Raw genomic sequence first — 21,712 nt, forward strand, 5'->3', positions numbered from 1 at the left:
CACAAACTTTGGGTGTAGGGTTGGCGATTCAATCTCGTGATGGAGCGAGGCATGGATCGCTTGAACACCCCGCTAGCTGCCGACCAGCTGCGTTTTGCGGCCTATCTGGAGGCTTCGTCAGGCGTTCTGGGCCATGCTGATCGGATCGCACCGCTGAAGGCCTACTGTACGGGCCTCCTTCTGCCGGGTGCTCGTAAAGCATTGAGCCGATGGCGGCCCGGATCGCGCCGGCGCGTGTCCAGGCCACCCATCAGGCGCTGCATCACTTCGTGGCCAAGGGCGAATGGTCGGACAGCGCTTTGCTGGCTCAGGTACGCAGCGAGATTCTGCCTGTGATCAAGAGCCAGGGCCCGATCCAGGCCTGGATCGTCGATGATACAGGCTTTCCCAAGAAGGGCCGCCACTCGGTCGGGGTGGGACGGCAATACTGCGGTCAGATCGGCAAACAGGACAACTGCCAAGTTGCGGTGACGCTCTCGGTGGCCAACACTCAGGCCAGCCTGCCGGTGGCCTATCGCCTCTACCTGCCGGAAGCCTGGGTCCAGGATCCCGCGCGGCGCAGCAAGGCTGGCGTGCCCGAGGATATTTGTTTTCAGACCAAACCAGAGATCGCGCTGGATCAGATCCGAGCGGCCTTGGCCGATGGGGTGCCACCCGACCTCGTTCTGGCAGATGCCGGATACGGGATCGACACAGCCTTCCGCACGGCCCTGACGGCTTTGGGCTTGCGCTACAGTGTGGGCGTTCAGTCCTCGACGAGCCTGTGGGCCCCCGGAACGGCACCCCTGCCGCCCAAACCCTGGAGCGGACGCGGGCGCCCACCCACTCGGGTGCGACGCAGCCCTGAGCAAAAGCCCCTCTCGGCAGAAAAGCTGGCCCGGTCTCTGCCGGAGCCCGCCTGGCAGCATGTCACATGGCGCGCTGGCACAAACGGTCTTCTAGCATCACGCTTTGCGGCCGTGCGGGCCCGCCCGGCGCATCGGGATGAGCTGCGACACGAGCCCCGTCCCGAGGAGTGGTTCCTGATCGAGTGGCCGGAGGGCGAGGATGCGCCAACCAAGTACTGGCTCTCGACCCTGCCGCCAGAGACGCCCCTGGCCGAGTTGGTCAGTCAGACGAAGCTACGCTGGCGCATCGAGCGGGACTACCAGGAACTCAAACAGGAGATTGGGCTTGGCCACTACGAGGGGCGAAGCTGGCGCGGCTTCCATCATCACGCCAGCTTGTGCATCGCGGCCTACGGGTTCCTGGTCTCCGAGCGAGGCCGCTTTCCCCCCTCAGGACCCGACATCATCGGGCGGAAGGCGCTTGCGCTACCCGCCGGTTATAGACCCCGCGGTGCTCCCAATCCGGCCGGAGCGACACGTGCCTAACTCCATCACCACCTTGCGCCTGACGCTGGCACGGGCACTCACTCGAACCCTGGAACGATGTCCCTGCTGCCAAAAGAAATTTGTGACACAGTAGTATTAGAGGTCAAAGGCCCGGTCACGTTTTGACGTCTGGGTGGCTAGGTGCGCGCGAGAAGTTTGCGTAGCGTACGCGCGTCGATACCCAGTACACGCGCTGTCGCGCAGATGTCGTCGGTCATGATGCGCAGGATTTCCTGAGCGTGGCGTCGAGTGACAGCTTCCAGCGAGCTGTCCGCCGCACCGCTGAGCCTACATTCGTCCGATAGTTTGCGCAAGATCGCATCAATCTCGGCGGTTTCTGCCGGCCGAGCCAGGAAATCGGTCGCGCCCATGCGTAAGGCGGTAACCGCGCCTTGGAAGGTGGCACAGCACGATAGGACGACGATGCGGGCAGCGGGATCTGCTGTGATGAGCCTCGGGATCAGGCTGACTCCGCTGCCGTCCGACAGCTTGTAATCGAGGATGGCGAAGTGAGGTTGTTCAGCCGTGATGATCGCGAATGCCTCACCGAGAGATGAGGCCGCCCAGACGTGGTAGTCCAGCTGGGCCAACTCCCGCCCTCGTTGCTCTCGGCTGACCGGATCCGCGTCAGCGAGCAGGAGGCATCCGGGCCGCTCATGCGCCGCCATCGGGCAGGGCGGTGTTCGTCCCACCCGATCCACCAAACCTTTATCCCGACGCACCCAGTTCAATCCTCCAGCTTGAGCCCTGCCAGCGGCTACGTCTTGCAAGCGACATTGCCCGTCCAGAAGGTGATGGATCGAAGGCAAATTGACCTAGGTGTTTGTCATTTCTCGCCGTAAATGCGCGTCTCAGATGCGACTATAACTCGAAATGCCTATTAATTATCGAATAGTATGTCGGCGACATCTTAAAATATCCGGAGTTGACCTGAACAGCGGCCACCCGGTGACAGGTTAGGCTTTGCCGCGCTTCCCAATCCTCGATCGTCAGATTGAGTGAACCCGGCCAGCTCTCCGAAGGTACATTCAGCACGAGGAGGCGGTCCGCGACCGTATAGAGGTCATGACGCAGCTCCTCCAGTTGCGCATAGGTCGGCTTGGGTGTCGCCGTGATCGCGCAGCCCTTCGTCAATCGTGCTGCCCATTCGGCAGCTTGATCGTTCGCCTGAGTTCCAGTCATGATCAGGGCCTGTTCTGTGTGGCTTCGCCATCATACCGCCCCGAAAGAAAAGCGGCATGATGCGGGCGCCCCAAGCGCAATGCCGGTAAAGAAGCGCCGGTCGCGGGCGTCCAGAAGGTGCGCACGTGGGTGTTGATCAGGTCGGTGCGAACCAGGGCTTCGAATTAAGCCCGGTCGAACATCCGCTCTCCTACCCCCGGAACTAGGCCGCCGCGGCAGTAACCGCTACCCACAGCGTCAGTCCAGGCGGATAGCCGTTGACCCGGGCAATCAAACTGGGACCGCGGTTTGTCATAGGAGCCTCATGGTTCAGACAAGGATCTCACCCGGAAGTAGTTCGATCCAATGCATTTTTATGCTAGTTCTGATCTGGAAATTCGATCATATCCAGGCTGCTCGGTTCAGCGATGTGACCTTCGGTTACGCCAGGCCGAACGTCTCAGTGCTCAAGCCGAGGACCCGAGCCTGGATCCCACCCAAGGTGGCTACATGACCCTCGACCAACTCCGGATTTTCGTGGCGGTCGCCGAACGCGAGCACGTCACGCGTGCCGCTGAAGCGCTCAATCTCGTTCAATCCGCCGTCAGCTCGGCTGTCAGCGCCATCGAGGGGCGGCACGCCGTCAAGCTCTTCCACCGGGTTGGGCGCGGCATCGAGCTCACCGAAGCGGGCCGCATCTTCCTCGGAGAAGCGCGGGCCGTGCTTGCCCGCGCAGCGCGTGCCGAGCTGGTGCTGGCTGAACTCAGCGGCCTACGCCGCGGCACGCTGAGCATCCAGGCCAGCCAGACGATCGCGAGTGACTGGCTGCCCCGCTACCTGGTCGCCTTTCGCCGTGCCTATCCGGAGATCACCCTCAATCTGACGGTCGGCAACACCGCTCAGGCCGCGGCCGCTGTGCGCGAGGGTGGGGCCGAATTGGGCTTCGTCGAGGGCGCGCTCGACGATCCGGCGCTGGCCAGCACGACGGTAGCCGAGGATCAGCTCATGCTCCTCGTCGCCCCTGACCACCCCTGGGTAGGGCGCAGTGAGCTGTCGCTGGACGAGCTTGCGGAGGGCAGCTGGGTGTTGCGCGAGCCGGGCTCTGGCACGCGCTCGGCCTTCGAGGAGACCCTGGCCCAGCGCGGGTTCGCGCCGACACGTCTGACGGTGATGCTTGAGCTGCCTTCGAACGAGGCGGTGCGGTCCGCGGTCGAGGCGGGCGGCGGAGCAACCGTGCTCTCGGCCTCGGTGGCTGCGGCAAGCCTCAAGGCCGAGACGCTTTGTCATGTGCCTTTCGACTTGCCGAAGCGGGCGTACCGGATGCTGCGTCACAAGGAGCGCTACCGCAGCCGGGCCGCCGACGCGCTCCTCGACTTGATCAAGACCGCTCCTGCGAGGACAGCCTGACTGCTAAGGCTGCGGTCTCATGCTGGCGAGGTAATCGACGATGGCGGGCACGTCCGTATCGTCGATCGGTGCCTTGTAGATGTGGATCATCTTGTTGACCGTCGCACTCCATTCAGTCCTGGAGCGCTTGGGTTGGGTCAGCACCATCCCGGCCGAGTGGCAGGCCAGACAGTTGTTGTTGATTGCCTCGGCCTCGTGGCCGCCCGGGAAGGTCCGGTCGCTCTGCGGCAGCTCGACCGAGACAGACTTGAACCGCATCGCCTCGCTAGCCAAGGCGGCTCCTCCGGCAAGCGGGACGGCGAACAGCGCGGCGAGCGCGAGGCGGGGCAGGATCATCGTGGGCATGCTCTGCTCCTCGCCTCAGGATGCCACGACGGGCGTGGTCTCGGCCACGCTGCGCATGAAGCCATTCGGGTTCCAGGTCGGCTCCAGCGGCTGAGCCACGCCCTTCGTGTTGGTGCAGCGGACCTTCAGTTCGTGCCGGCCAGCGACCAGGGCAGGAAGGCTCGCCTCGAAGCGACGGAAGCTGTAGGTGCCCTCGTCTTTGCCGAGAGCAGCGGCAAGCCAGCTCTGCCCGCCATCAGGGGAGACCTCGACGGTCCTCACCCCACAATCGCCCCCAAAAGCGATGCCCCGCAGATTGAGCGGAGCCCCGGTCCTCACCGAGGCGTCAGCCATGACGTTGGTCAGCAGGGAGCGCGGCACCATCCGGTTGATCGGCACGGTGGCGTAGCCGGTCTCCCCGGGTCGGACATTCGCGCCAGGAGTGGCGGGGATGCGGTAGGCGGTTTTCGTCCAGAACTGCTCGTCAGCATGATCGAGTACCTCGATGTCGGACAGCATCTTGACCCAGTAGGTCGAGTACCAGCCCGGCACCACGAGCCGGAGCGGGAAGCCGTTGAGCAGTGGCAGCTGCTCGCCGTTCATCGCGTAGGCAATCATCACCTCGCCATCGCGGGCGTGATCGAGATCCAGCGACTTCTTGAAGTCGGGCGCGTCGGCGACCACAGGCTCGTCGAGGCCATTGAAACGCACCTGCACGGCGCCAGCCTTCACGCCGGCCCGGTCGAGCACGTCCTTGAGCCGCACGCCGGTCCAGAGCGCGTTACCCATGGCGCCGTTAGCCCATTGTGCGCCGGAGACACGCGGCTCGAACAGACCGCGCGAGTTGCCCGAGCATTGGTTGACCGCGGCGATCTCGAACTGCGGCAGGCGGACGATGTCGTCGAGCGAGAGGGAGAGTTCCTTCTCGACATGGCCGTGGATCTTGAGGCGGAAGCTCGGGGCATCGACTTCGGTGGGGATCGAGGCCCAGTGCCAACGCACGTAGAAGCGGTCGTTGGGGGTGAACACACCCTGGTCGAACACCTCGAACGGCGTCTCCAACAAGGGCGGGCGGGTGCGCTGCAGGATCATCGACCCCTTGCCGGGGAAGGCGGTCGTGAGGTCGCGCGCGTCGGGGCCGCCGGGCAGCGGTAGCTTGACCGAGCCAGCGGCCCAGGCAGGCGCGGCGGCACCGAGGCTGCCGAAGCCGAGACCGGCGAGGACTGCACGACGTGACAGGGCGCGGTGGTTCAAGGGTGTTCTCCGCCTTGCGGGCGCGGCGCACTGAGCACCCGCACCACGATATGCGAGGGATATCTTCTCCACTGTGGGCCGTCCAATAGAATGACCTGCTCGTTTCGATCGATTTTGCAGATCAGTGTTTCTCGTCGGCCGTGGAGCATGTACGGGCCGGCGCCGGGCACAGTGTGTTCCCCTTCAACGCTCCGCTGAGGGTCTGCTGCGTCGCCATCGGCAGGCTGCTTCAGGCTGGCGGCGTCAGAGTCGACGGCCCTTGCGTCAGGCCGAGTTCGAGCTGCGGGTTCGACTGGCGCGGTCGGCGCGGAGGCTGTGGCATGGCAATCTCCCGAGGACTCGGGCGATGCTAGCGTTGCTCGGCGCGGGACATGGCCTTTGCCCGCCGCAGCGAGCAGGACGCACAAGCTCATCAGCGCGGACAAGGCCGCGACCGGCTGCGGCGTCGCCCGCATCGCCCCGCACGCGACGGGATCGAGCATCCAGACCGGGATCTCCTGCAGGCGTGCGGCTGGCGCGTCCACGAGTGTGCAGCGCGCGGCCGTACCTGCTGCGCGCCCGATCACCTCGTGAAGGCGAACCGCACGCCCGGCTCACGGATGCCATCCGTAGACGACGACACCGTCGTCGCCAGCGCCGGTACTATGGGTCTTGTGCTGAGAGGTTGTACAACGAAGACCGACCTCATACGGCCCTGGGCGGCTTGACGCCCCGAGCCTTCGCCAACCAAGCTGTCACGGTCCGAGAACTTGCATAGGCCGTGGACCACAAACCGGGTCAACTCCAACAGCCCGAGAACTTGCATAGGTCGTGGACCACAAACCGAGTCAGGGTCACGGACACGGCGCTGTGTCAAAGGCTTCTGGTCGTGAGATGCACCGGCCTGACGGATAGGTCATGGTGCGGCTCAGCCCGCCTAACGCCCCAAGTACGGCGCCACCACCAAAGGCGGCAGGCGGGTTGAGCCGAAACCGATCAAGCATCGTGTCTATAAAACGATCGGAATGATCGTAACGTTCTGTTGGATCGGCGCCCTTCGATCCGCAATGGTGGGCTACCGCACCGGAGCCAACCACGATGCAGATCAAGCCTTTAACCGCGCGCCGCATGTCGACCGGAGCCATGCACCGCGTTCTGCCGGGCCTTGGCCTCTGTCTCGCGGTCACTGCCGTCGCAGTCGGCCTGGAGGCAACCGAGGAGCACTTGTTCGGCCGCGCCTGGCTGGAAGCGCTGGTGCTCGCCATCGTGCTCGGCACGGCCGTCCGCACTGCCTGGAACCCGGGGCCGCGCTTCTTTCCCGGCATTGCCTTCGGCGCCAAGACCGTGCTGGAGGTTGCCGTCGTCCTGCTCGGCGCCTCGCTCAGCGTCACTACCCTGCTCGCCGCCGGCCCCAGCCTGCTCGTCGGCATCGCCGCCGTGGTGACGCTCGCCATCGCCGCGAGCTACGGTATCGGTCGCGCGCTAGGGCTACACCCCAGGCTCGCCATCCTGGTGGCCTGCGGCAACTCGATCTGCGGCAACTCGGCCATCGCCGCGACCGCCCCAGTGATTGGCGCCGAGGCTGAGGATGTCGCCTCCTCCATTGCCTTCACCGCCGTGCTTGGCGTCCTCGTCGTCCTCGGCCTGCCGCTGCTCGTCCCGCTGCTTGGCCTGTCGCCGATGCAGTACGGCGTGCTTGCCGGGTTGACCGTCTACGCTGTGCCGCAGGTGCTGGCCGCCACCGCGCCGGTGGCCGTGTTGAGCGTGCAGGTCGGCACTCTGGTCAAGCTGGTGCGCGTGCTGATGCTCGGTCCGGTGGTGCTGGCGCTCTCGCTTGGCGCGAGCCGGTTGCGCGAGGAGACCGACGTGGCGGCCCCGCACGTCACCGCCGGCGAGCGGCCGAGGCCCGGGCGCGTGGCGCTGCACCGGCTGGTGCCGTGGTTCATCCTGGCGTTCCTCGCCATGGCCGGCCTGCGCTCGGCCGGGCTGATCCCGCAGGCCGCGCTGCCCCCGATCGCGGCGACCGCCAACCTGCTCACCATCGTCTCGATGGCAGCGCTCGGCCTTGGCGTGGACGTGCGCAGCGTGGCGGGAGCTGGGGCGCGGGTGACGCTGGCGGTGGTCGCCTCGCTCGCCGCACTCACCGGCGTCAGCCTCGCACTCATCCGCCTGCTCGGCATCGCCTGAGCGGTGCCCTGACGTCGATACCGCTCCAATGCGGACGGTCCAGCCGTCCGCTCAACGAGTAAAGTCTCATGCTCTTGATCGATGCCGTGCTGCTCTTGACCTGACCGGTATTTTGGACCGAGCCGATTGAGAGGCTACTGCATGGTGGCGGCCATGGGTAGCCGGAAGGCCAGGTCCGGGAAGGTGACAGGCGCGGGCGGCCGATAGCCCAAGGACGAATGCGGTCGAACGCGGTTGTAGTTATTCTGCCACATACCGATCACGGTCTGTGCCTCCTTGAGTGAGTAGAAGATCTCTTGGCGTAGGCACTCGTCCTTAAGCTTGCCGTTGAAGCTCTCGCAGTAGCCATTCTGCCACGGCGATCCTGGTGCGATGTACTGGATCTGCGGGCCGGTTTTGGCGACCCATTTCCGCAAAGCCTTCGCGATCATCTCCGGGCCGTTGTCGCAGCGGATGTTCTCCGGGATGCCATGCAGGCACATCGCATCGGCCAGCGCCTCGATCACACCCAGACTGTTGATGCGCCTCGCGACCTTTAGCGCTAGGCAGGCGCGACTGTGCTCGTCGATCAGCGTCAGGATACGCAGGCTTCGCCCGTCATGGGTCTGGCCCTGCACAAAGTCGAAGCTCCAGACGTGATTGCGATGGAGAGGCCGCAGCCGTACGCAGGAGCCATCGTTCAACCACAGCCGGCTTCGCGGCCGATGCTTCTGCGGGACCTTGAGCCCCTCACGACGCCAGATCCGCTGAACCCGGTCCTTGCCCACCTGCCAGCCCGCTGCCTGCAGCAGCGCGGTGACGCGGCGGTAGCCGTAGCGTCCGTACTGGACGCCAAGGCGATGATGGCGCGGGTCAGCGCATCCTCGTCAGCCGGTACCGTGGGCACGTAGCGTTGCGTACCCCGGTGCTGGCCGACGATCCGCCAGGCGTGGCGCTCCGAGAGGCCGTACTTCTCCTGGATCGCGTCGACTGCCTGCCGGCGTCGCTCCGGGGCTATAAGTTTTGCTGACGCTGCCCTTCGGGTCCCGCTGCGACGTCCGCCAACACCTGCTTCTCCAGGGACAAGTCAGCCACAAGCCGGCGCAATCGAGCGTTCTCACGCTCCAGATCCTTCATCCGACGGGCTTGGTCGATCTGCAGGCCGCCGTACTCCTTGCGCCAGCGATAGTAGCTTTGCTCGGAGATCTCCGCCTCCCGGCACGCTATCGCCAAACTTTTACCCTGCGCGGTCTGTACCTCAATCTGGCGCAGCTTCAGCACCACCTGCTCCGCACCCGTCTTCTAACCTCGCTTCATGTCCAGCTCCTTCAGTCCTGGCTGATCCTCTCAATCAGCCCGGTCCAAAGCCAGCCGGTCAGGTCACCGGGACAAAGGAAATCTCCCGCCAAAACGTTCTTAAAGAACGATTGCAATGATCTAAACGTTCTATTGGAAAGAATTATATCGGGCCGCCATCTTAGAAACCGCCGCAGATCGCGGAAGAAGATTGACGCCATGTCGGAGCAAGTCATCATCGAAACCGCAGAGCAAGCCCGTGAGGGAGAGACCAGCGGGCGCATGCGCTGGGTCCTCCTGTGGGGACTGCTGCTGTCCATGGCCGCACTGGCGGTCGCCGGCCTCGCGATCATCGGCTGACCGACTGGATCGGCGACCCGACCCATCACTGAGCGGAGATACTGTCATGACTGTCGAAACTGGACGGCGCGGCGTGCTGCAGATCATAGGCCTCGGCCTCGGCCTCGCGACCAGCGCGACCGTCGGCTCGGCCTTGACTTCGGCCACGGCTCGGGCCGCGGGGACTGACAAGGCTCCCCTCATCGAGGCGGGGGCGGGCGACCTGCGCGCGCTTATGGAGCGCCTCGCCAAGGCGCCGCGGCGGCGCGACTTCAAGACCGTGCCGATGATCCTCACGAAGCCCGAGGAGTGGGACCATGAGGCGCTCACGGAGGTGATGGCCTACCGACCCAAGCCCAAGCAGGTCTGGGACAACACCGACATCGCCAGCCCCTGGCTCAACCTGATGCGCAACGCCCTGAACGCGCAGATCTGGTCGTTCCGCCATCCGGACTTCCTCGCAGTCTCGGCCACCCACGGCACCGCCCATCTCGCGCTCTACGACCAGGAGACCTGGGAAAAGTACAAGCTCGCCGACCTCGCCGGTCCGAAGTTCAAGTCGAACACGCTCATCGTCGAGGGCAAGGCGGCCTCGGCCGACCCGAAGAACTTCGAGGATCCGGCGGGCGTGTTCTCGCCCGAGGACAACGCGATCCCGGTGCTGATGCGGCGCGGCGCGGTGTTCACCTCCTGCCACAACGCGATCTGGGAGGAGGCCGGCGGCCTGATCGCCAAGGGCGTCAACCCGGACAAGCTCAGCCACGAGGCGCTCGCGGCCGAGCTGACCAACCACCTCATCCCCGGCGTGATCCTCACGCCCGGTGCCGTCGGTACGCTGCCCGAGCTGCAGCAGGCCGGCTTCCACTACGCGAAGTGAGGAGAGCCCGATGCACCATTTCCGCAACGCCCTGCTCGCCGGCTGCGCCTTCGCACTGGCCCTGTCCTCCGCCGCGCGGGCCGAGGACGCGAAGGGGCCGCCCGGCCCGTTCCCGCCCTGGCAGCACGGCGACAACAACGACGCCACGCCCCGCGGTCTGCCGTTCACCGTGCCCGAGGTCGACGTGCTCGCCGACTTCCACGGCAGCCTCGACGACCCGAAGCTCGTGCTGTTCGTGGGCGGCAACTACTTTTTCGCGATGGCGCCGCTGGTGAAGGCGTTTGAGGCGAGCCACCCGGAGTACAAGGGCCGGATCTTTTGGGAGACGATCCCGCCGGGCCTGCTCGTCAAGCAGATGGAGGCCGGCGGCACGGTCACCGTGGGCAACATGACCTTCACGGTCAAGCCCGACGCCTATTTCGCTGGGCTCAAGAAGGTCGAAGCGCTGATCCACGAGGACAAGCTCGTCGGGCCGGCAGTGCCCTACGTGACCAACACGCTGACCATCATGGTGCCCAAGGGCAACCCGGCGGGCGTGAAGGGTCTGGCTGACCTCGGCAAGCCGGGCATCCGGCTCGCGATGCCCAACCCCGAGTTCGAGGGCATCGCGCGGCAGATCAAGATGTCGCTGGCCAAGGCGGGCGGGAAGGATCTGGAGACAGCGGTCTACGACACGAAGGTCAAGGACGGCTCGACGATCCTCACGCATATCCACCATCGCCAGACGCCGCTGTTCCTGATGCAGGGCCGCGCACAGGCCGGCGTGACGTGGCAGTCCGAGGCGCTGTTCCAGCAGCAGGTCGGCAACCCCATTGGCCACGTCGACATCCCGGACGCGGACAACGCCACCGCCGTCTACGCCGGCGCCGAAGTGAAGGGAGCGGCCCATCCCGAAGCGGCCAAGGCGTGGCTCGCCTTCATCCAGTCTCCCGACGCTCTGCAGATCTTCGAGCGCTACGGCTTCAAGCCGTACCGCGGCGGTTGAGGAGGCGGCGATGGGAGGCAGGATCATGACCCTGCACCAGTTTCGTGTCTTCGTGGCGGTGGCCGAGCGGCAGCACCTGACGCAGGCCGCGGCGGCGCTGCACGCGGCACCCTCCGCCGTCAGCGCCTCGATTGCCGCGTTGGAGATCGAGTACGGGCTGTCGCTGTTCGATCGGGTCGGGCGCGGCCTGCGCCTGACGCCTCACGGCACGGTGATGCTGGAGGAAGCGCGCGGGGTGCTGGCGCGGGCCGATGCCGCCCGGGCGCGCCTCGCGAGGCTGCGGACCAAGCCGAGCACGAGGGACGTTGCGCGGTGAGGCATGCAAGGCGTCTGAGTCGGCCAGCCGTCGCATCCGCCCGCCTCTGCGATCGGAGACATTCTTTCGGATCATACGAATGGACCGAAGCGCGATGAGAGCTTACATATCCGTGTTGGTAAACAGCTCCAAGACATCGGCATTGCGTGGCACCCGGGGCGTCGAAGGCGCGAACGGCTCGACGTCGTGCACGGGCACTGCGCTGATGGTGACGCTCGCGCTCCTCGCTCCGGTGCCCGTCCTGGCTAAGGACGATCCTGCCGTCGGCGCCGCCATCGCGCTGCAGCCCGGTCCTTCCGGCCGGCCGGCCTGCGCCGCCTGCCACGGCGCTGATGGCGCCGGGCAGCCGGACGTGGGCATCCCGCGCCTGGCCGGGCTCCACGCCTCCTATATGGCCGACCAGCTCGGCCACTTCGCCACGGGGGTGCGCGCCAACGCGATCATGGCCCCCTACGCCGCATCGCTCTCGGCCGACGAGCGCCGGGCTGTCGCGGACTACTTCGCCAACCTGCCGCTCACGGCGCCGGTTGATCCGATCCCCGAGCCGGCCGCCCGGCTCAAGCGGGGGGAGACGCTGTTCCAGCGCGGGGACGCGCGCGTCGGCCTGATCGCCTGCACCCAGTGCCACGGCCCGAACGGGGTAGGCGTCGGCAACTTCACGCCGCGGCTCGCCGGCCAGTCCGGCCCCTACATCGCCGAGCAGCTCCACAACTGGCACGCGGGCGACGTCCGCGACCCGCGCGGCGCCTACATGCGGGCGATCGCCGCGCGCCTGCCTCCGACCGACATCGAGGCGGTGGCCGCCTACGCGGCCGGCCTCAAGGCAAGCGAGACCATTGGCAAGACGGTGGGAGGGAAGCCGTGAAATTCATGCAAGCGACTGCGACCGCCTGTGCCATGTCGGCCCTAGCTGTGGTGGGTCTCGCCGGCACAACGGCGTGGTTCCCGCACGCGGCCGGGGCGGCCGGGGCGGCCGAGACGCCGGCACCCTTCACGCCGCCGGCCGAGGACGCGATCCCGGCCGGCAAGTTCGGCGACGAGGTCCGCCTCGGCGAGAAAATCTTCCGCGAGCCGGGAGAACACGCAGCGGCCTACGTCGGCAACGACCTGCGCTGCTCGAACTGCCATCTCGACGCCGGGCGGCTAGCAGGCTCGGCGCCGATGTGGGCGGCCTACGTGTCCTACCCGGCCTACCGCTCGAAGAACGGCCACGTAAACTCCTTCCAGGAGCGCCTGCAGGGTTGTTTCCGCTACAGCATGAACGGCAAGGTGCCCCCGCTCGGCGACCCGGTGCTCGTTGCCCTGGAGAGCTACTCCTTCTTCCTGGCAAAGGGTCTCGCGACCGGCGAGAAGCCCCAGGGCCGCGGCTTCCCGGCGCTGCCGAAGCCCGCTCTGGCGCCGGACTACGTCCGCGGCGCGCAGGTCTACGCGGAGAACTGCGCCGCCTGCCACGGCGGCGACGGCCTCGGCCAGTCGGCCGACGGCAAGGTCGTGTTCCCGGCGCTCTGGGGTCCGCGCTCGTTCAACTGGGGCGCGGGCATGGGCTCGATCAAGAACGCGGCCGAGTTCATCCACGCCAACATGCCGCTCGGCATGGGCGGGACGCTGACGCCGCAGCAATCCTGGGACGTGGCGACCTACGTCGACAGCCAGGTCCGCCCGCAGGACCCGCGCTTCACCGGCGACGTGGCCGAGACGCGCGCCAAGTTCCACGACAACCCGAACTCGATGTACGGCCGCACGGTCGACGGCGCAGTGCTCGGCGATCCGAAGCTGACGCCCCCGGCCGGCACGGTCCCGGACGCGAAGGCGGGGCCGAAGCGATGAGCGGGGACGCGGCCCCCCCGCCGCTCGCGGACGCGTCCGCCCCGACCGAACCCGTGCGGCCGGTAGGCACCTGGGCGGTGGCGGCCTTCCTGGTCGCCTCGATCGTCGTCGTCTGGTGCCTCGCGGCGCTGGTCTTCCACACTCGAAGCTGAGGACCGGCGATGAGCGAGACCGGCGCGTCGTCCGCCTTCGAGGACGCCTTCCACAAGTCCGCCGAGCGGCACGAGCGCGTCTGGGTGTTCGTTGCCGTCGCGATGCTGACCCTGCTGCTCGCCGGCACGATGTTCATCGTCGTCTACGCCTACGGCATCGTGGTGCGCACCGACGGCTTCCGCCGCGATCCGGCGGCGGTCGAGGCACCGGAGGGCAGCGTCGTGAAGACCGGCCCGAACGCCTACACCGTCACCGTGGTCGCGCGCCTGTGGCGCTGGAGCCCGAGCCCGCTCCGCATCCCCAAGGGTGCGACCGTCACCTTCCGCGTGACCAGCGCCGACGTGCTGCACGGCTTCGCCATCCAGGGCACCACCGTCAACGTCACGGCAGTGCCGGGAATCACCGGCAGCGTCACCTACACTTTCAACCGCCCCGGTACCTTCAACATCGTCTGCAACGAGTATTGCGGACTGGAGCACCAGGGCATGCTCGGGCGCATCGTCGTCGCGGGAGATCCGGCATGAGCGCCACCGCTATCCCCGGCGCGCTGCTCGCGTCCGTCGCCGCGCCCGCCGACGTTCTGGCACCGCAGCGGCGCACGATGCTGGCCTTCCTGGTCTGGGGGTTCTCGGCCCTGATGATCGGGGCGATGATCGGCCCGCTCCAGGCGCTCAACTACGGCGGCGTCAACGCCTACCCGGCCCTCGCGCCGATCCTGAAGAGCTACTACCAGGGCCTGACCATCCACGGCGTGCTCAACGCCTATATCTTCACGTTCTTCGTGACTTGCGGCCTGCTGGTCTACCTGCCGGCGCGCGAGCTCGGGCTTGCGCCGAACATGGCCCTGTGGCGCGGCTGCTTCGGAGCGATGGCGCTCGGCACGCTGATGCTGCTGGTCGCCATGTTCGACAACTCGTCGAGCGTGCTGTGGACGTTCTACCCGCCGCTGAAAGGTAGCGCCTGGTTCTACCTCGGCATGACGCTGGTCGTCCTCGGCAGCCTGATGCCTTTGCCGATCCTCCTCGACCTGCGCGCCCGCTGGAAGGCGCGCCGGCCTGGGGAGGTCACGCCGCTCGTCACCTACATGAGCCTGACGACTATGCTGATGTGGGCGCTGGCCGGGGGCGGCGCGCTGATTGAACTCATCGTCCAGCTTAACCCGTGGGCGTTGGGGCTGACCGACACGATCGACCCGATCGTCGCCCGCACGCTCTTCTGGTGGACCGGACACCCAATCGTCTACTTCTGGCTGATGCCGGCCTACGTGAGTTGGTACGGGCTGCTCTCGAAGCAGATCGGCGGCAAGCTCGTGTCCGACCCGATGGCGCGGCTAACCTTCGCGCTGCTGCTCGTGTTCTCCCTGCCGGTCGGCAGTCACCACCAGTTCACCGATCCCGGCTTCTCGCCGGTCTGGCGCGGCATCCTGACCGCGCTCACCCTGTCGGTGGCGCTGCCGAGCCTGGTCACCGCCTTCACCATCGGGCTGAGCCTCGAATACGCCGGGCGGCTGCGCGGCGGCCTGGGCTGGCTCGGCTGGTTCACCGCCCTACCGTGGCGCGACCCCAGCGTCGCCGCGCAGGTGCTTGCCATGCTCACCTTCATCTTCGGCGGCGCCGGCGGCATCGTGAACGGGAGTTGGGAGCTCAACAACATCGTCCACAACACCACCTGGGTGCCGGGCCACTTCCACATCACGGTCGGGACCGCCTCGGCGCTGACCTTCATGGGCGTGACGTTCTGGATGTTGCCGCACCTCACCGGCCGTGCGCTCCTCAGCCGGAGACTGGCGCTCGCGGCCGCGTGGCTGTGGTTTGCCGGGATGTCGATATTCGCCCTCGGCATGCACTGGGCGGGCCTCCATGGCGTGCCGCGCCGGGCCTGGATCTCCATGCTGCCGCGCTCGGTCTACGAACGGGTCTACGGTGACGCCTACTTCGCTCTATTCCTCGTGGCGATCGGCGGTTGCATCCTGTGGCTCGCCACAATCGCCTTCTACACGGTCTTCCTCGGCAGCCTCGGTACGCGCCGCCTCGACCGGCGCCCGGCGATCCCCTTCGCTCAGGCCTTCGGTGGCCGCGAGAGCTACGCCCTCGACGGCGGCGAGCCGGTCGGTATCGTCGCCAATCAGGAAGTCTCGAAGCTCGCCCGCGCCCTGGAACACCTCGGGCTCATCACAGCATTTACGGCGTTCGCCACCGCCGCGGCCTACGTGCCGATTTTTTGGCCATTCCTCCGGAACGTCACCGCCGCCCGCGGCTGGGTCGTCTGGTGAGAGGTGTCGGCATCACGCGACGGGCGGTCCTGAGCGCGCTGCCGCCTGTTGCGCTTATCACCCTGTCGCCCGTCGCGCTGCAGTGGGGACGCTCCGGCGGCGCGCTCATCGGTACGCCGGTCCCCTCCGGTCCGACGCCGCCGCTCGCCTTATCGAAGACCGATGGCCGGCCATTCGACCTCGCCGCCGAGCACGGTCGCCTGGTTCTGGTCTATTTCGGCTACACGCGCTGCCCGGACGTGTGCCCGACGACGCTGGCCGACTTGGCGTCCGCGCTCGCCCATCTTAGCTCCGAAGAGGCCACCAGGGTGCGTGTGGCCTTCGTCAGCCTCGACCCCACGGCGGATCCAGCCCCGGCATTGCAGGGCTACCTTGGCAGCTTCGGTCCCAGCCCGCCCTTCGTCGGCTTGACCGGCTCGCCCGCGGCGGTCGCGCGGGCTGCCGCCGCATGGGACGTCACGTGGCGGAAAGCGGAAGGTGGCTTCTTCGACCACAGCTCATTCGTGACGGCGGTCGATCCGGGCGGAATTCGCCGCCTCCGCTACGGATACGCGCAAACCCAGGATCCGGTCGCGCTCGCTCACGATCTCAGCGTCCTTCTGCACGATGCCTGAGCGAGCGCTTCCTTCCCTCCGCCGCGCGGCCGGTGCCACGGGCATCGCTGTGACGGTGGTAGCCAGCCTCGGTCTACGCGACCCGCTTGCCTCGATGGCGAGCTACACCGCCGCTCTGATGGCGCTCAACCAGATCGCTCCCCCCCTCCTTCTCCTCGCCCTCGACCGCCCGGGACCGCGCGCGGCGAGATTCCTCGCCGCGACGCTGGATCCGATCCTGGCGTTCACGGCCTTCTGCACCCTGAGCGTCGCGGTCAGCCTGCCCGGCATCTTCGAACCCACGCTGGCCAACGCGCTGTACGCGGCCCCGCTCGGGCTGCTCGAACTCGGGACCGGTCTCATGATGTGGGCGCAGGCGATGCCGGCGACGCGTCAGGTCCGCTCGGCCTGGCGGGTGGCGCTGCTCCTCTGGGTCGCGAGCGTCCCGATGACCGCGGTCGCCGTCGTGTGGATGCTCAGCCCCGACGTCCTCTACACGCCCTATCTCGACGTCATCTGCCGCTGGGACGTGCCACCGCTCGTCGACCAGAAGTGGTCGGGGTTCGCCATGTTCTTGGCCGGCATTCCGATGCAACTCGCTGCCGTCTGGCTGCTGCTAGGTCTGTCTAGAGCGCGCCGCGATGCCATCTGAGCAAGTCTGGGAGCTGAGCTTGACCATCTTTCGCCCACTGATCGCAATATCAATTTATACGTTCGTGAAGCGTTTGATTTTCATGCTATATAATTGCTTTGTTTGTCATAATGTCCAGCTGTGTAGGGCGGAGTAAATCTAGCCCACTTGAGCTTCGCCTAGCCCGCTGAGCCCATTGGCGAAACGATTTGCCAGGCAATCAGTTGCGCCTGTGCGCCTGTGCGCCAGTCGCGCGCCAGCGTCCGCGCCCGACGCTTCAAGGGCGGTTTGGTGGCCTGGAATGTACGCCTCCGGTGAGGCTTACAGTTACCCACATCGTCGGTCTGAGGTTTGCCTCGCCTGAACCGGCCGTGATTCTGTCCGTGACGCCGAATCACGGAGGCGTTGCGGATGAGCGGTGGTGTATTGGCCGGCGACGCCGGCTGGCAGGACGCTGAGATCGCCTGCGCGAGCTTGCCCGATCAGCGCCTGGCACGTCGCCTTCGCAGGCTCCTGGATCAGCTGTCCTGGGGCTGTCGCAAAGATTTTTGCCGCAGAAAATTCTGCTTTCAGCGGGGGGGTACCTCTATCCGCTGAGGCGGTTCCGACCCCATCAAACGGCTTCACCGACCTCGACGAGGCAGGTCATCAGACGGTGAACAGGCACCGTAACGCCCTGTTCGGAGAATATTATTTCGCCCGTCGAACGTTTGCGACACGCCCCCTTTCCTCGAAGCCGAACTCAGGATGGGCGTGCAGATCGCGCCGCCAATCGATCATCGCGGCGGTCAGTTCAGCGTCCATGATTGGGGTTCCGAGATCAACGAGCCCAGCACGTGCTGGAGACGGCATTCACGCCAGGAAGGCGGGCTCATCACGGGCGAGCACCCGCTTGACGCTCTCCAGATGCAGCCGCGCGCTCTCGGCGCGTCCAGCAGCCTCCTGGGCCGCCACGTGCTGCACGATCTCCTCAGGAACGATCTTGAGGGTGCGGCCCGTGCTCATGGCGAGCACCTGCGCCTGTGCGGCGCGCTCCAGGTAGTAGAGGTCGTCCCAGGCTTCCGCGATGGTCTCGCCCAGCACCATCACGCCGTGGTTCTTCAGGAACACCACGTCGGCGTCTCTGGCGCTCTCGGCGATGCGCTGACCTTCGTACGCGTCGAGCGCCAGCCCGTTGTAATCCTCATCTACCGCGATCCGGCCGTAGAAGCGTAGGGCGGTCTGCCCGGCCCAGAGCAGCGGCTGCCCCTCCAGCATGGCCAGCGCCGTGGCGTAGGGCATGTGGGTGTGGAAGGCGGCTCGGGCGTTCGGCTTCAGCCGGTGCAACTCGGCATGGATGTGGAAGGCTGTGGCCTCGGGCAGGCCATCGCCCTCGACGACGTTGCCGTGGAAGTCGCACAGCAGCAGGCTCGACGCTGTCACCTCCGCGAAGGCGAGGCCGTAGGGGTTCACTAGGAACAGATCCGGCCGCTCCGGCAGCACCGCCGAGAAATGGTTGCAGATGCCCTCCTCCAGGCCGTTGCGGGCAGCCCAGCGTAGGCAGGCGGCCAGATCGATCCGCAGGCGTCGCAAGCCATCACCATCGACCGGCAGATTGGTTCGGGCAGATGGGGTCTGCGGAGTGGCAATCGGATGGGCCATGGTTCGACCTTTTGCGACAGCAGATGCGATCGGCCTCAGAGCGCCAAGGCGCCCTCGGTGATGAGGATGAGAAGGCGACTGTCGGCGCCGAGGCCGAGGTCTTGAGCCTCTGACGCATCACGCCGTGCGGTGAGGGCACCGGCTAGGCTTGCCGCCCCTGACGGCGTGGTGAGCGGTCCACCATGCGCCGCGAGGATGTCGGGAGCCGTGACCAACTTGCGCTCGCTCACGGTCATCACCTGCGCGTTGTGCCGCCGCAGCAGGGTAATCGCTGGCGCGCTGGCCTCGCCACAAGACAACATCTCGGCTGACGTGTTCAGGTCACCAGACACGCGCACGGGTCGGTCAGCGGCGAGCGCTGCGGCGAGGCAAGCGGCGCGCTCGGGCTCGACGGCCACGACACACCCTGGGGCCGCCATCCAACCCGCTAGCCCGGCCGCCATCGCGGCGGCGAGACCACCGACACCCGCCGGGACGAAGACATGCGTCGGTCGTGGATGCCCGGCGGCTTCTGCTTGTTCGCGGATCTCTGTCGCCATGACGCCGTACCCTGCCATCACGTCATGGACGACGAGGTCGTTCGGGTCATCGGTCGTATCCGCGACGAGGATGCCAGTACCTTGGTGAGCCTTGGCTGCGGCAGCATCAACTGCGTCGTCGTAGGTGCCCGCCACCCAGACGATCTCCGCGCCCTCGGCCTCAATCCGACGAGCGCGCGCCTGCGGCACACCCTCGTGCAGGAACACGCGGGCCGTCGCTCCGGCAAAACGCGCCGCGGCGGCGACCGCAAGGCCGTGGTTGCCATCGCTCGCGCAAACGAGTGTCGGCTGCCCTGCGGGCTGACGGGCGAGAAGGTCCGGCAGGTCGATCCCTGCCGCACGAGCCAAGGCTCTCAGACCGGCGTAGGTGCCGCCAAGTGACTTGAAGCTTCCGAGCGACCGCGGACCTTCGTCCTTCGCGAGGACCTGCGCCACGCCGAGGTGTGCGGCGAGCTTGGGCAGATCAAGGAGCGGCGTCGGTGCATAAGCGGGATCGAGGGGCCGCAGTACGGCTGCAATCTCGGCGGAACTGGTCGTCGTCATGTCCACGATGATGCACCGAGATGGATGGCGGATGGCGTCGAACTCCGGCAGTATCACGCCTGTTTCAGGCTCTGTTGCGGGAGATCACGCTGGAAAACGTCACCTTGGACGCCTTCGACCACGCCCTTCTTGCCGCGGTACAGGTAGACAACCAGACCTCGGCGCGAGCGCTCGCCGAGCGCGTCGGCTTGTCCGAGAGTGCCGTTCTAAGGCGCCTACGTCGCCTGCGGCGAAACGGGGTCATCGTCGCGGATGTTGCGATCGTACATCCCACCGTGCTGGGAACGCCCCTGACAGTTCACGTGCTCGTCTCGCTTGAACGGGAGACATCCGACCTGCTCGATGCCTTCGTTCGCCGTCTGCGCGCCCGACCCGAGGTAAGGGCGGCTTGGTACGTCACCGGAGATTCCGATTTCGTCCTTCAACTCCGCATCTCTGGCATGGAGGCATACGAGGCGTTCACCCGCGAAGTCTTCCACGACGAGCCGAACGTGCGTGGCTTCCGCACGATCATCGCGATGCGCCAGATCGTCGGGACTTAGGCCATTGCCCCCGGCGGTGCGAGCTATCGTGAGGTGTCGGACATTCCCGTCTTCAATCCACCGCTTGCAAGCAGAATACCGATCAACCGGGTAGGAGGGGCTAACCCTCGTCAAGCACCTCGAAGCGGACCTTCCGAACTTCCGCAAAGGGTCGTGAGCGGTCGCCGCGACTATTTCCGCTTCGCTGCATCCGTCGTCCGAATGCGGACGGGCAGGAAACCACCCAGTCCAGCCGTAGGCCGGTGCCTCTCGTCAGCCTAGAGGCGGGCCTTTCCATGGCTCACAATGGAACGCACGCGGCTGCGGACGATCACGGTGCGCCTGGTTCCGTAGCGTGCCCTTATGCGAACCAGCAGAGCTGCCTGATCCTGCCGGGCGGCCGTTGTCGTATCTTCGTGTCAACACGTCATCGCGTTTGGTTGTCACCGCGTCTTCGCGAGGCGGCCTTTCCCTTTCTTGGCGAGGAGGTCGTTGATCGCCTCCATCATCACGTCCTGCGTGGTCATGTCCGCGTCAAGGCCGACGAGCTTGATCATCCGGTAAATCTCGGGCTCGACCCAGACGGTGATCCCCCGTGCACCCTGGCGCGTGGTCGGGCGTTTCGTTTTGACCGCCTCGCCCGCCGCCTTTGTGGCTCGGCGATGAGGCTCCAGCGTCGGACCGACCTCGGGTGCCGCGATGGCATCGATGGTCTCTGGTGCCTCATCTCGCCGACCGGTAGATACGCTGTCCGTCACGGCGGCACGAAGGCTGAAACGAGGTGTGGCGCTCATCAGGCGGCCTCGATGCCAGCGCGCTGCGGCAGGTTGAGGCCGATCAAGTTGGCCGTCCACTTGAAGAGATCGTGGATCTCAGTCGATGCCCTCCCCCCGGGCTCGATCTCCTGTGCCGTCCGGCCAGGGATAAAGCCACGCGAGTAGGAGACCCGCTGGTAGACTGCGCCTGGGTAAACCGGAATGTCTCGCTCGCGCAGTCCGGCGCGTGCCTCCTCCAGGTCAAACTCGGTCGAGGTGTTACAGGCGTTAAACACGACCCACGACGGCTTGCGGGCGATAGTTGTGAGATCGTGAGTTTGCCCAATGGCGTCGATATCAAGGATTGAGGCTCGGCAAGGTATCAGGATGAGATCCGCGGCCTTGCAGGCTACGAGCGCCGGCCGGTCTGCATGAGGCGCGGAGTCGATGATGAGCAGGTCGAGGCCGCCGGCCGCCCCTTGCGCCTTCACGTGCTCGAGCTGTTCAGCGGAGGTCACAACGGCTTCGGGATGATCCTTGCGCCGCTCGGACCACTTCCATGCCGAGGATTGAGGGTCGAGATCGGCGATTGCCACCTGAAGGCCAGCCCGGTGAGCGGCAACGGCGAGGTGCAGGGCTAGCGTGGTCTTACCAGCGCCTCCCTTTTGCGAAACCAGGGCAAGCGTGTGCATTGTGTTGACCTCCTGACGGTTTGACGAGCTGACAGCCTGCCGCAGCATCGCGTCGACAGGTTTACACT

The 21,712-nt window shown here is 66.3% G+C and carries 22 protein-coding genes and 2 pseudogenes; 15 read left to right on the top strand and 9 right to left on the bottom strand.

Annotated features, from left to right (window positions below; all coding sequences use genetic code 11):
- The first annotated feature begins 51 nt into the window (after positions 1-51).
- Positions 52-1,373 (top strand): annotated as a pseudogene (locus tag BM396_RS27840) (IS701 family transposase).
- Between the two features lie 137 nt (positions 1,374-1,510).
- Here BM396_RS27840 and BM396_RS27845 read toward each other — a convergent pair.
- Together BM396_RS27845 and BM396_RS32370 are read right to left on the bottom strand one after the other, a co-directional pair.
- Positions 1,511-2,041 (bottom strand): response regulator transcription factor, encoded by a 531-nt coding sequence (locus tag BM396_RS27845; RefSeq protein WP_091995133.1) that lies wholly within the window; start codon positions 2,039-2,041, stop codon positions 1,511-1,513.
- 193 nt (positions 2,042-2,234) lie between these two features.
- Positions 2,235-2,555, bottom strand: a complete 321-nt coding sequence (locus BM396_RS32370) for a hypothetical protein (protein ID WP_139239558.1) — start codon at positions 2,553-2,555, stop codon at positions 2,235-2,237.
- A 489-nt stretch (positions 2,556-3,044) separates the two neighbouring features.
- On the opposite strand from BM396_RS32370, the gene BM396_RS27850 reads away from it, so the two are divergent.
- Entirely contained in the window at positions 3,045-3,941 is an 897-nt protein-coding gene (locus BM396_RS27850; RefSeq protein ID WP_091995135.1) for a LysR family transcriptional regulator, read from the top strand.
- Positions 3,942-3,944: 3 nt separating this feature from the next.
- Here the strand turns inward: BM396_RS27850 and BM396_RS27855 are convergent, their stop codons facing one another.
- Positions 3,945-4,277, bottom strand: coding sequence for a cytochrome c (locus BM396_RS27855; RefSeq protein ID WP_230368349.1), 333 nt, complete (start codon positions 4,275-4,277; stop codon positions 3,945-3,947).
- Between the two features lie 24 nt (positions 4,278-4,301).
- Positions 4,302-5,519: a molybdopterin-dependent oxidoreductase gene (locus BM396_RS27860; RefSeq protein ID WP_091995140.1), complete on the bottom strand. Its 1,218-nt coding sequence runs from the start codon at positions 5,517-5,519 to the stop codon at positions 4,302-4,304.
- A gap of 1,077 nt (positions 5,520-6,596) precedes the next feature.
- Here BM396_RS27860 and BM396_RS27865 point away from each other — a divergent pair.
- Complete coding sequence (locus BM396_RS27865; protein ID WP_170867515.1) at positions 6,597-7,685, top strand: YeiH family protein; 1,089 nt, start codon at positions 6,597-6,599, stop codon at positions 7,683-7,685.
- A 134-nt stretch (positions 7,686-7,819) separates the two neighbouring features.
- On the opposite strand, the pseudogene BM396_RS27870 reads toward BM396_RS27865, so the two are convergent.
- Positions 7,820-8,948 (bottom strand): annotated as a pseudogene (locus BM396_RS27870) (IS3 family transposase).
- Between the two features lie 231 nt (positions 8,949-9,179).
- On the opposite strand from BM396_RS27870, the gene BM396_RS33015 reads away from it, so the two are divergent.
- From BM396_RS33015 to BM396_RS27915, 11 genes are all read left to right on the top strand, one after another.
- Positions 9,180-9,320 (top strand): hypothetical protein, encoded by a 141-nt coding sequence (locus tag BM396_RS33015; RefSeq protein WP_170867516.1) that lies wholly within the window; start codon positions 9,180-9,182, stop codon positions 9,318-9,320.
- A 46-nt stretch (positions 9,321-9,366) separates the two neighbouring features.
- Positions 9,367-10,176, top strand: coding sequence for a thiosulfate dehydrogenase (locus BM396_RS27875; RefSeq protein ID WP_091995147.1), 810 nt, complete (start codon positions 9,367-9,369; stop codon positions 10,174-10,176).
- A 10-nt stretch (positions 10,177-10,186) separates the two neighbouring features.
- A complete protein-coding gene (locus BM396_RS27880) occupies positions 10,187-11,161 on the top strand; it encodes a molybdate ABC transporter substrate-binding protein (RefSeq protein ID WP_091995150.1) in 975 nt (324 codons plus the stop codon).
- A gap of 10 nt (positions 11,162-11,171) precedes the next feature.
- Positions 11,172-11,477 carry a LysR family transcriptional regulator gene (locus tag BM396_RS27885; RefSeq protein ID WP_307356090.1) on the top strand — a complete coding sequence of 102 codons (306 nt, stop codon included), beginning with the start codon at positions 11,172-11,174 and terminating at the stop codon, positions 11,475-11,477.
- A gap of 142 nt (positions 11,478-11,619) precedes the next feature.
- Positions 11,620-12,342, top strand: a complete 723-nt coding sequence (locus BM396_RS27890) for a c-type cytochrome (protein WP_170867517.1) — start codon at positions 11,620-11,622, stop codon at positions 12,340-12,342.
- A 5-nt stretch (positions 12,343-12,347) separates the two neighbouring features.
- The gene (locus tag BM396_RS27895) at positions 12,348-13,304 is read left to right on the top strand and encodes a c-type cytochrome (RefSeq protein WP_244538982.1); all 957 of its coding nucleotides are present in this window, start codon (positions 12,348-12,350) and stop codon (positions 13,302-13,304) included.
- Positions 13,301-13,456, top strand: coding sequence for a hypothetical protein (locus BM396_RS33020; protein WP_170867518.1), 156 nt, complete (start codon positions 13,301-13,303; stop codon positions 13,454-13,456). The genes BM396_RS27895 and BM396_RS33020 overlap by 4 nt, the downstream gene beginning before the upstream one ends.
- Before the next feature lie 9 nt (positions 13,457-13,465).
- Positions 13,466-13,981: a cytochrome c oxidase subunit II gene (locus BM396_RS27900; RefSeq protein WP_091995160.1), complete on the top strand. Its 516-nt coding sequence runs from the start codon at positions 13,466-13,468 to the stop codon at positions 13,979-13,981.
- A complete protein-coding gene (locus BM396_RS27905) occupies positions 13,978-15,729 on the top strand; it encodes a cbb3-type cytochrome c oxidase subunit I (protein WP_091995163.1) in 1,752 nt (583 codons plus the stop codon). Before BM396_RS27900 ends, BM396_RS27905 begins: the two co-directional genes overlap by 4 nt.
- Entirely contained in the window at positions 15,726-16,343 is a 618-nt protein-coding gene (locus BM396_RS27910) for an SCO family protein (RefSeq protein WP_210187145.1), read from the top strand. Before BM396_RS27905 ends, BM396_RS27910 begins: the two co-directional genes overlap by 4 nt.
- Positions 16,336-16,974, top strand: coding sequence for a cytochrome c oxidase assembly protein (locus BM396_RS27915; RefSeq protein WP_091995165.1), 639 nt, complete (start codon positions 16,336-16,338; stop codon positions 16,972-16,974). The genes BM396_RS27910 and BM396_RS27915 overlap by 8 nt, the downstream gene beginning before the upstream one ends.
- An 831-nt stretch (positions 16,975-17,805) precedes the next feature.
- Here the strand turns inward: BM396_RS27915 and BM396_RS27920 are convergent.
- Both BM396_RS27920 and BM396_RS27925 read right to left on the bottom strand, forming a co-directional pair.
- Complete coding sequence (locus BM396_RS27920) at positions 17,806-18,594, bottom strand: aldolase (RefSeq protein ID WP_091995168.1); 789 nt, start codon at positions 18,592-18,594, stop codon at positions 17,806-17,808.
- Positions 18,595-18,629: 35 nt separating this feature from the next.
- A complete protein-coding gene (locus BM396_RS27925; protein WP_230368563.1) occupies positions 18,630-19,733 on the bottom strand; it encodes a pyridoxal-phosphate dependent enzyme in 1,104 nt (367 codons plus the stop codon).
- Positions 19,734-19,780: 47 nt separating this feature from the next.
- Between BM396_RS27925 and BM396_RS27930 the strand changes: the two genes are divergently transcribed.
- Complete coding sequence (locus BM396_RS27930) at positions 19,781-20,218, top strand: Lrp/AsnC family transcriptional regulator (protein ID WP_230368564.1); 438 nt, start codon at positions 19,781-19,783, stop codon at positions 20,216-20,218.
- Between the two features lie 422 nt (positions 20,219-20,640).
- Here BM396_RS27930 and BM396_RS32385 read toward each other — a convergent pair whose 3' ends face one another.
- The gene (locus BM396_RS32385; protein ID WP_139239559.1) at positions 20,641-20,991 is read right to left on the bottom strand and encodes a ribbon-helix-helix domain-containing protein; all 351 of its coding nucleotides are present in this window, start codon (positions 20,989-20,991) and stop codon (positions 20,641-20,643) included.
- Complete coding sequence (locus tag BM396_RS27935; protein WP_170867519.1) at positions 20,991-21,644, bottom strand: ParA family protein; 654 nt, start codon at positions 21,642-21,644, stop codon at positions 20,991-20,993. Before BM396_RS27935 ends, BM396_RS32385 begins: the two co-directional genes overlap by 1 nt.
- Between the last annotated feature and the right edge of the window lie 68 nt (positions 21,645-21,712).

It is taken from the genome of Methylobacterium sp. UNCCL125, from assembly GCF_900116795.1.
Classification (GTDB): Bacteria; Pseudomonadota; Alphaproteobacteria; order Rhizobiales; family Beijerinckiaceae; genus Methylobacterium; species Methylobacterium fujisawaense.

Bases quoted from the DNA above. Each gene is read 5' to 3' on its own strand.
- BM396_RS27845 (WP_091995133.1), bottom strand. From the start codon at position 2,041: ATGGCGGCGCATGAGCGGCCCGGATGCCTCCTGCTCGCTGACGCGGAT.
- BM396_RS32370 (WP_139239558.1), bottom strand. From the start codon at position 2,555: ATGACTGGAACTCAGGCGAACGATCAAGCTGCCGAATGGGCAGCACGA.
- BM396_RS27850 (WP_091995135.1), top strand. From the start codon at position 3,045: ATGACCCTCGACCAACTCCGGATTTTCGTGGCGGTCGCCGAACGCGAG.
- BM396_RS27855 (WP_230368349.1), bottom strand. From the start codon at position 4,277: ATGATCCTGCCCCGCCTCGCGCTCGCCGCGCTGTTCGCCGTCCCGCTT.
- BM396_RS27865 (WP_170867515.1), top strand. From the start codon at position 6,597: ATGCAGATCAAGCCTTTAACCGCGCGCCGCATGTCGACCGGAGCCATG.
- BM396_RS33015 (WP_170867516.1), top strand. From the start codon at position 9,180: ATGTCGGAGCAAGTCATCATCGAAACCGCAGAGCAAGCCCGTGAGGGA.
- BM396_RS27875 (WP_091995147.1), top strand. From the start codon at position 9,367: ATGACTGTCGAAACTGGACGGCGCGGCGTGCTGCAGATCATAGGCCTC.
- BM396_RS27880 (WP_091995150.1), top strand. From the start codon at position 10,187: ATGCACCATTTCCGCAACGCCCTGCTCGCCGGCTGCGCCTTCGCACTG.
- BM396_RS27885 (WP_307356090.1), top strand. From the start codon at position 11,172: ATGGGAGGCAGGATCATGACCCTGCACCAGTTTCGTGTCTTCGTGGCG.
- BM396_RS27895 (WP_244538982.1), top strand. From the start codon at position 12,348: ATGCAAGCGACTGCGACCGCCTGTGCCATGTCGGCCCTAGCTGTGGTG.
- BM396_RS33020 (WP_170867518.1), top strand. From the start codon at position 13,301: ATGAGCGGGGACGCGGCCCCCCCGCCGCTCGCGGACGCGTCCGCCCCG.
- BM396_RS27900 (WP_091995160.1), top strand. From the start codon at position 13,466: ATGAGCGAGACCGGCGCGTCGTCCGCCTTCGAGGACGCCTTCCACAAG.
- BM396_RS27905 (WP_091995163.1), top strand. From the start codon at position 13,978: ATGAGCGCCACCGCTATCCCCGGCGCGCTGCTCGCGTCCGTCGCCGCG.
- BM396_RS27915 (WP_091995165.1), top strand. From the start codon at position 16,336: ATGCCTGAGCGAGCGCTTCCTTCCCTCCGCCGCGCGGCCGGTGCCACG.
- BM396_RS27920 (WP_091995168.1), bottom strand. From the start codon at position 18,594: ATGGCCCATCCGATTGCCACTCCGCAGACCCCATCTGCCCGAACCAAT.
- BM396_RS32385 (WP_139239559.1), bottom strand. From the start codon at position 20,991: ATGAGCGCCACACCTCGTTTCAGCCTTCGTGCCGCCGTGACGGACAGC.
- BM396_RS27935 (WP_170867519.1), bottom strand. From the start codon at position 21,644: ATGCACACGCTTGCCCTGGTTTCGCAAAAGGGAGGCGCTGGTAAGACC.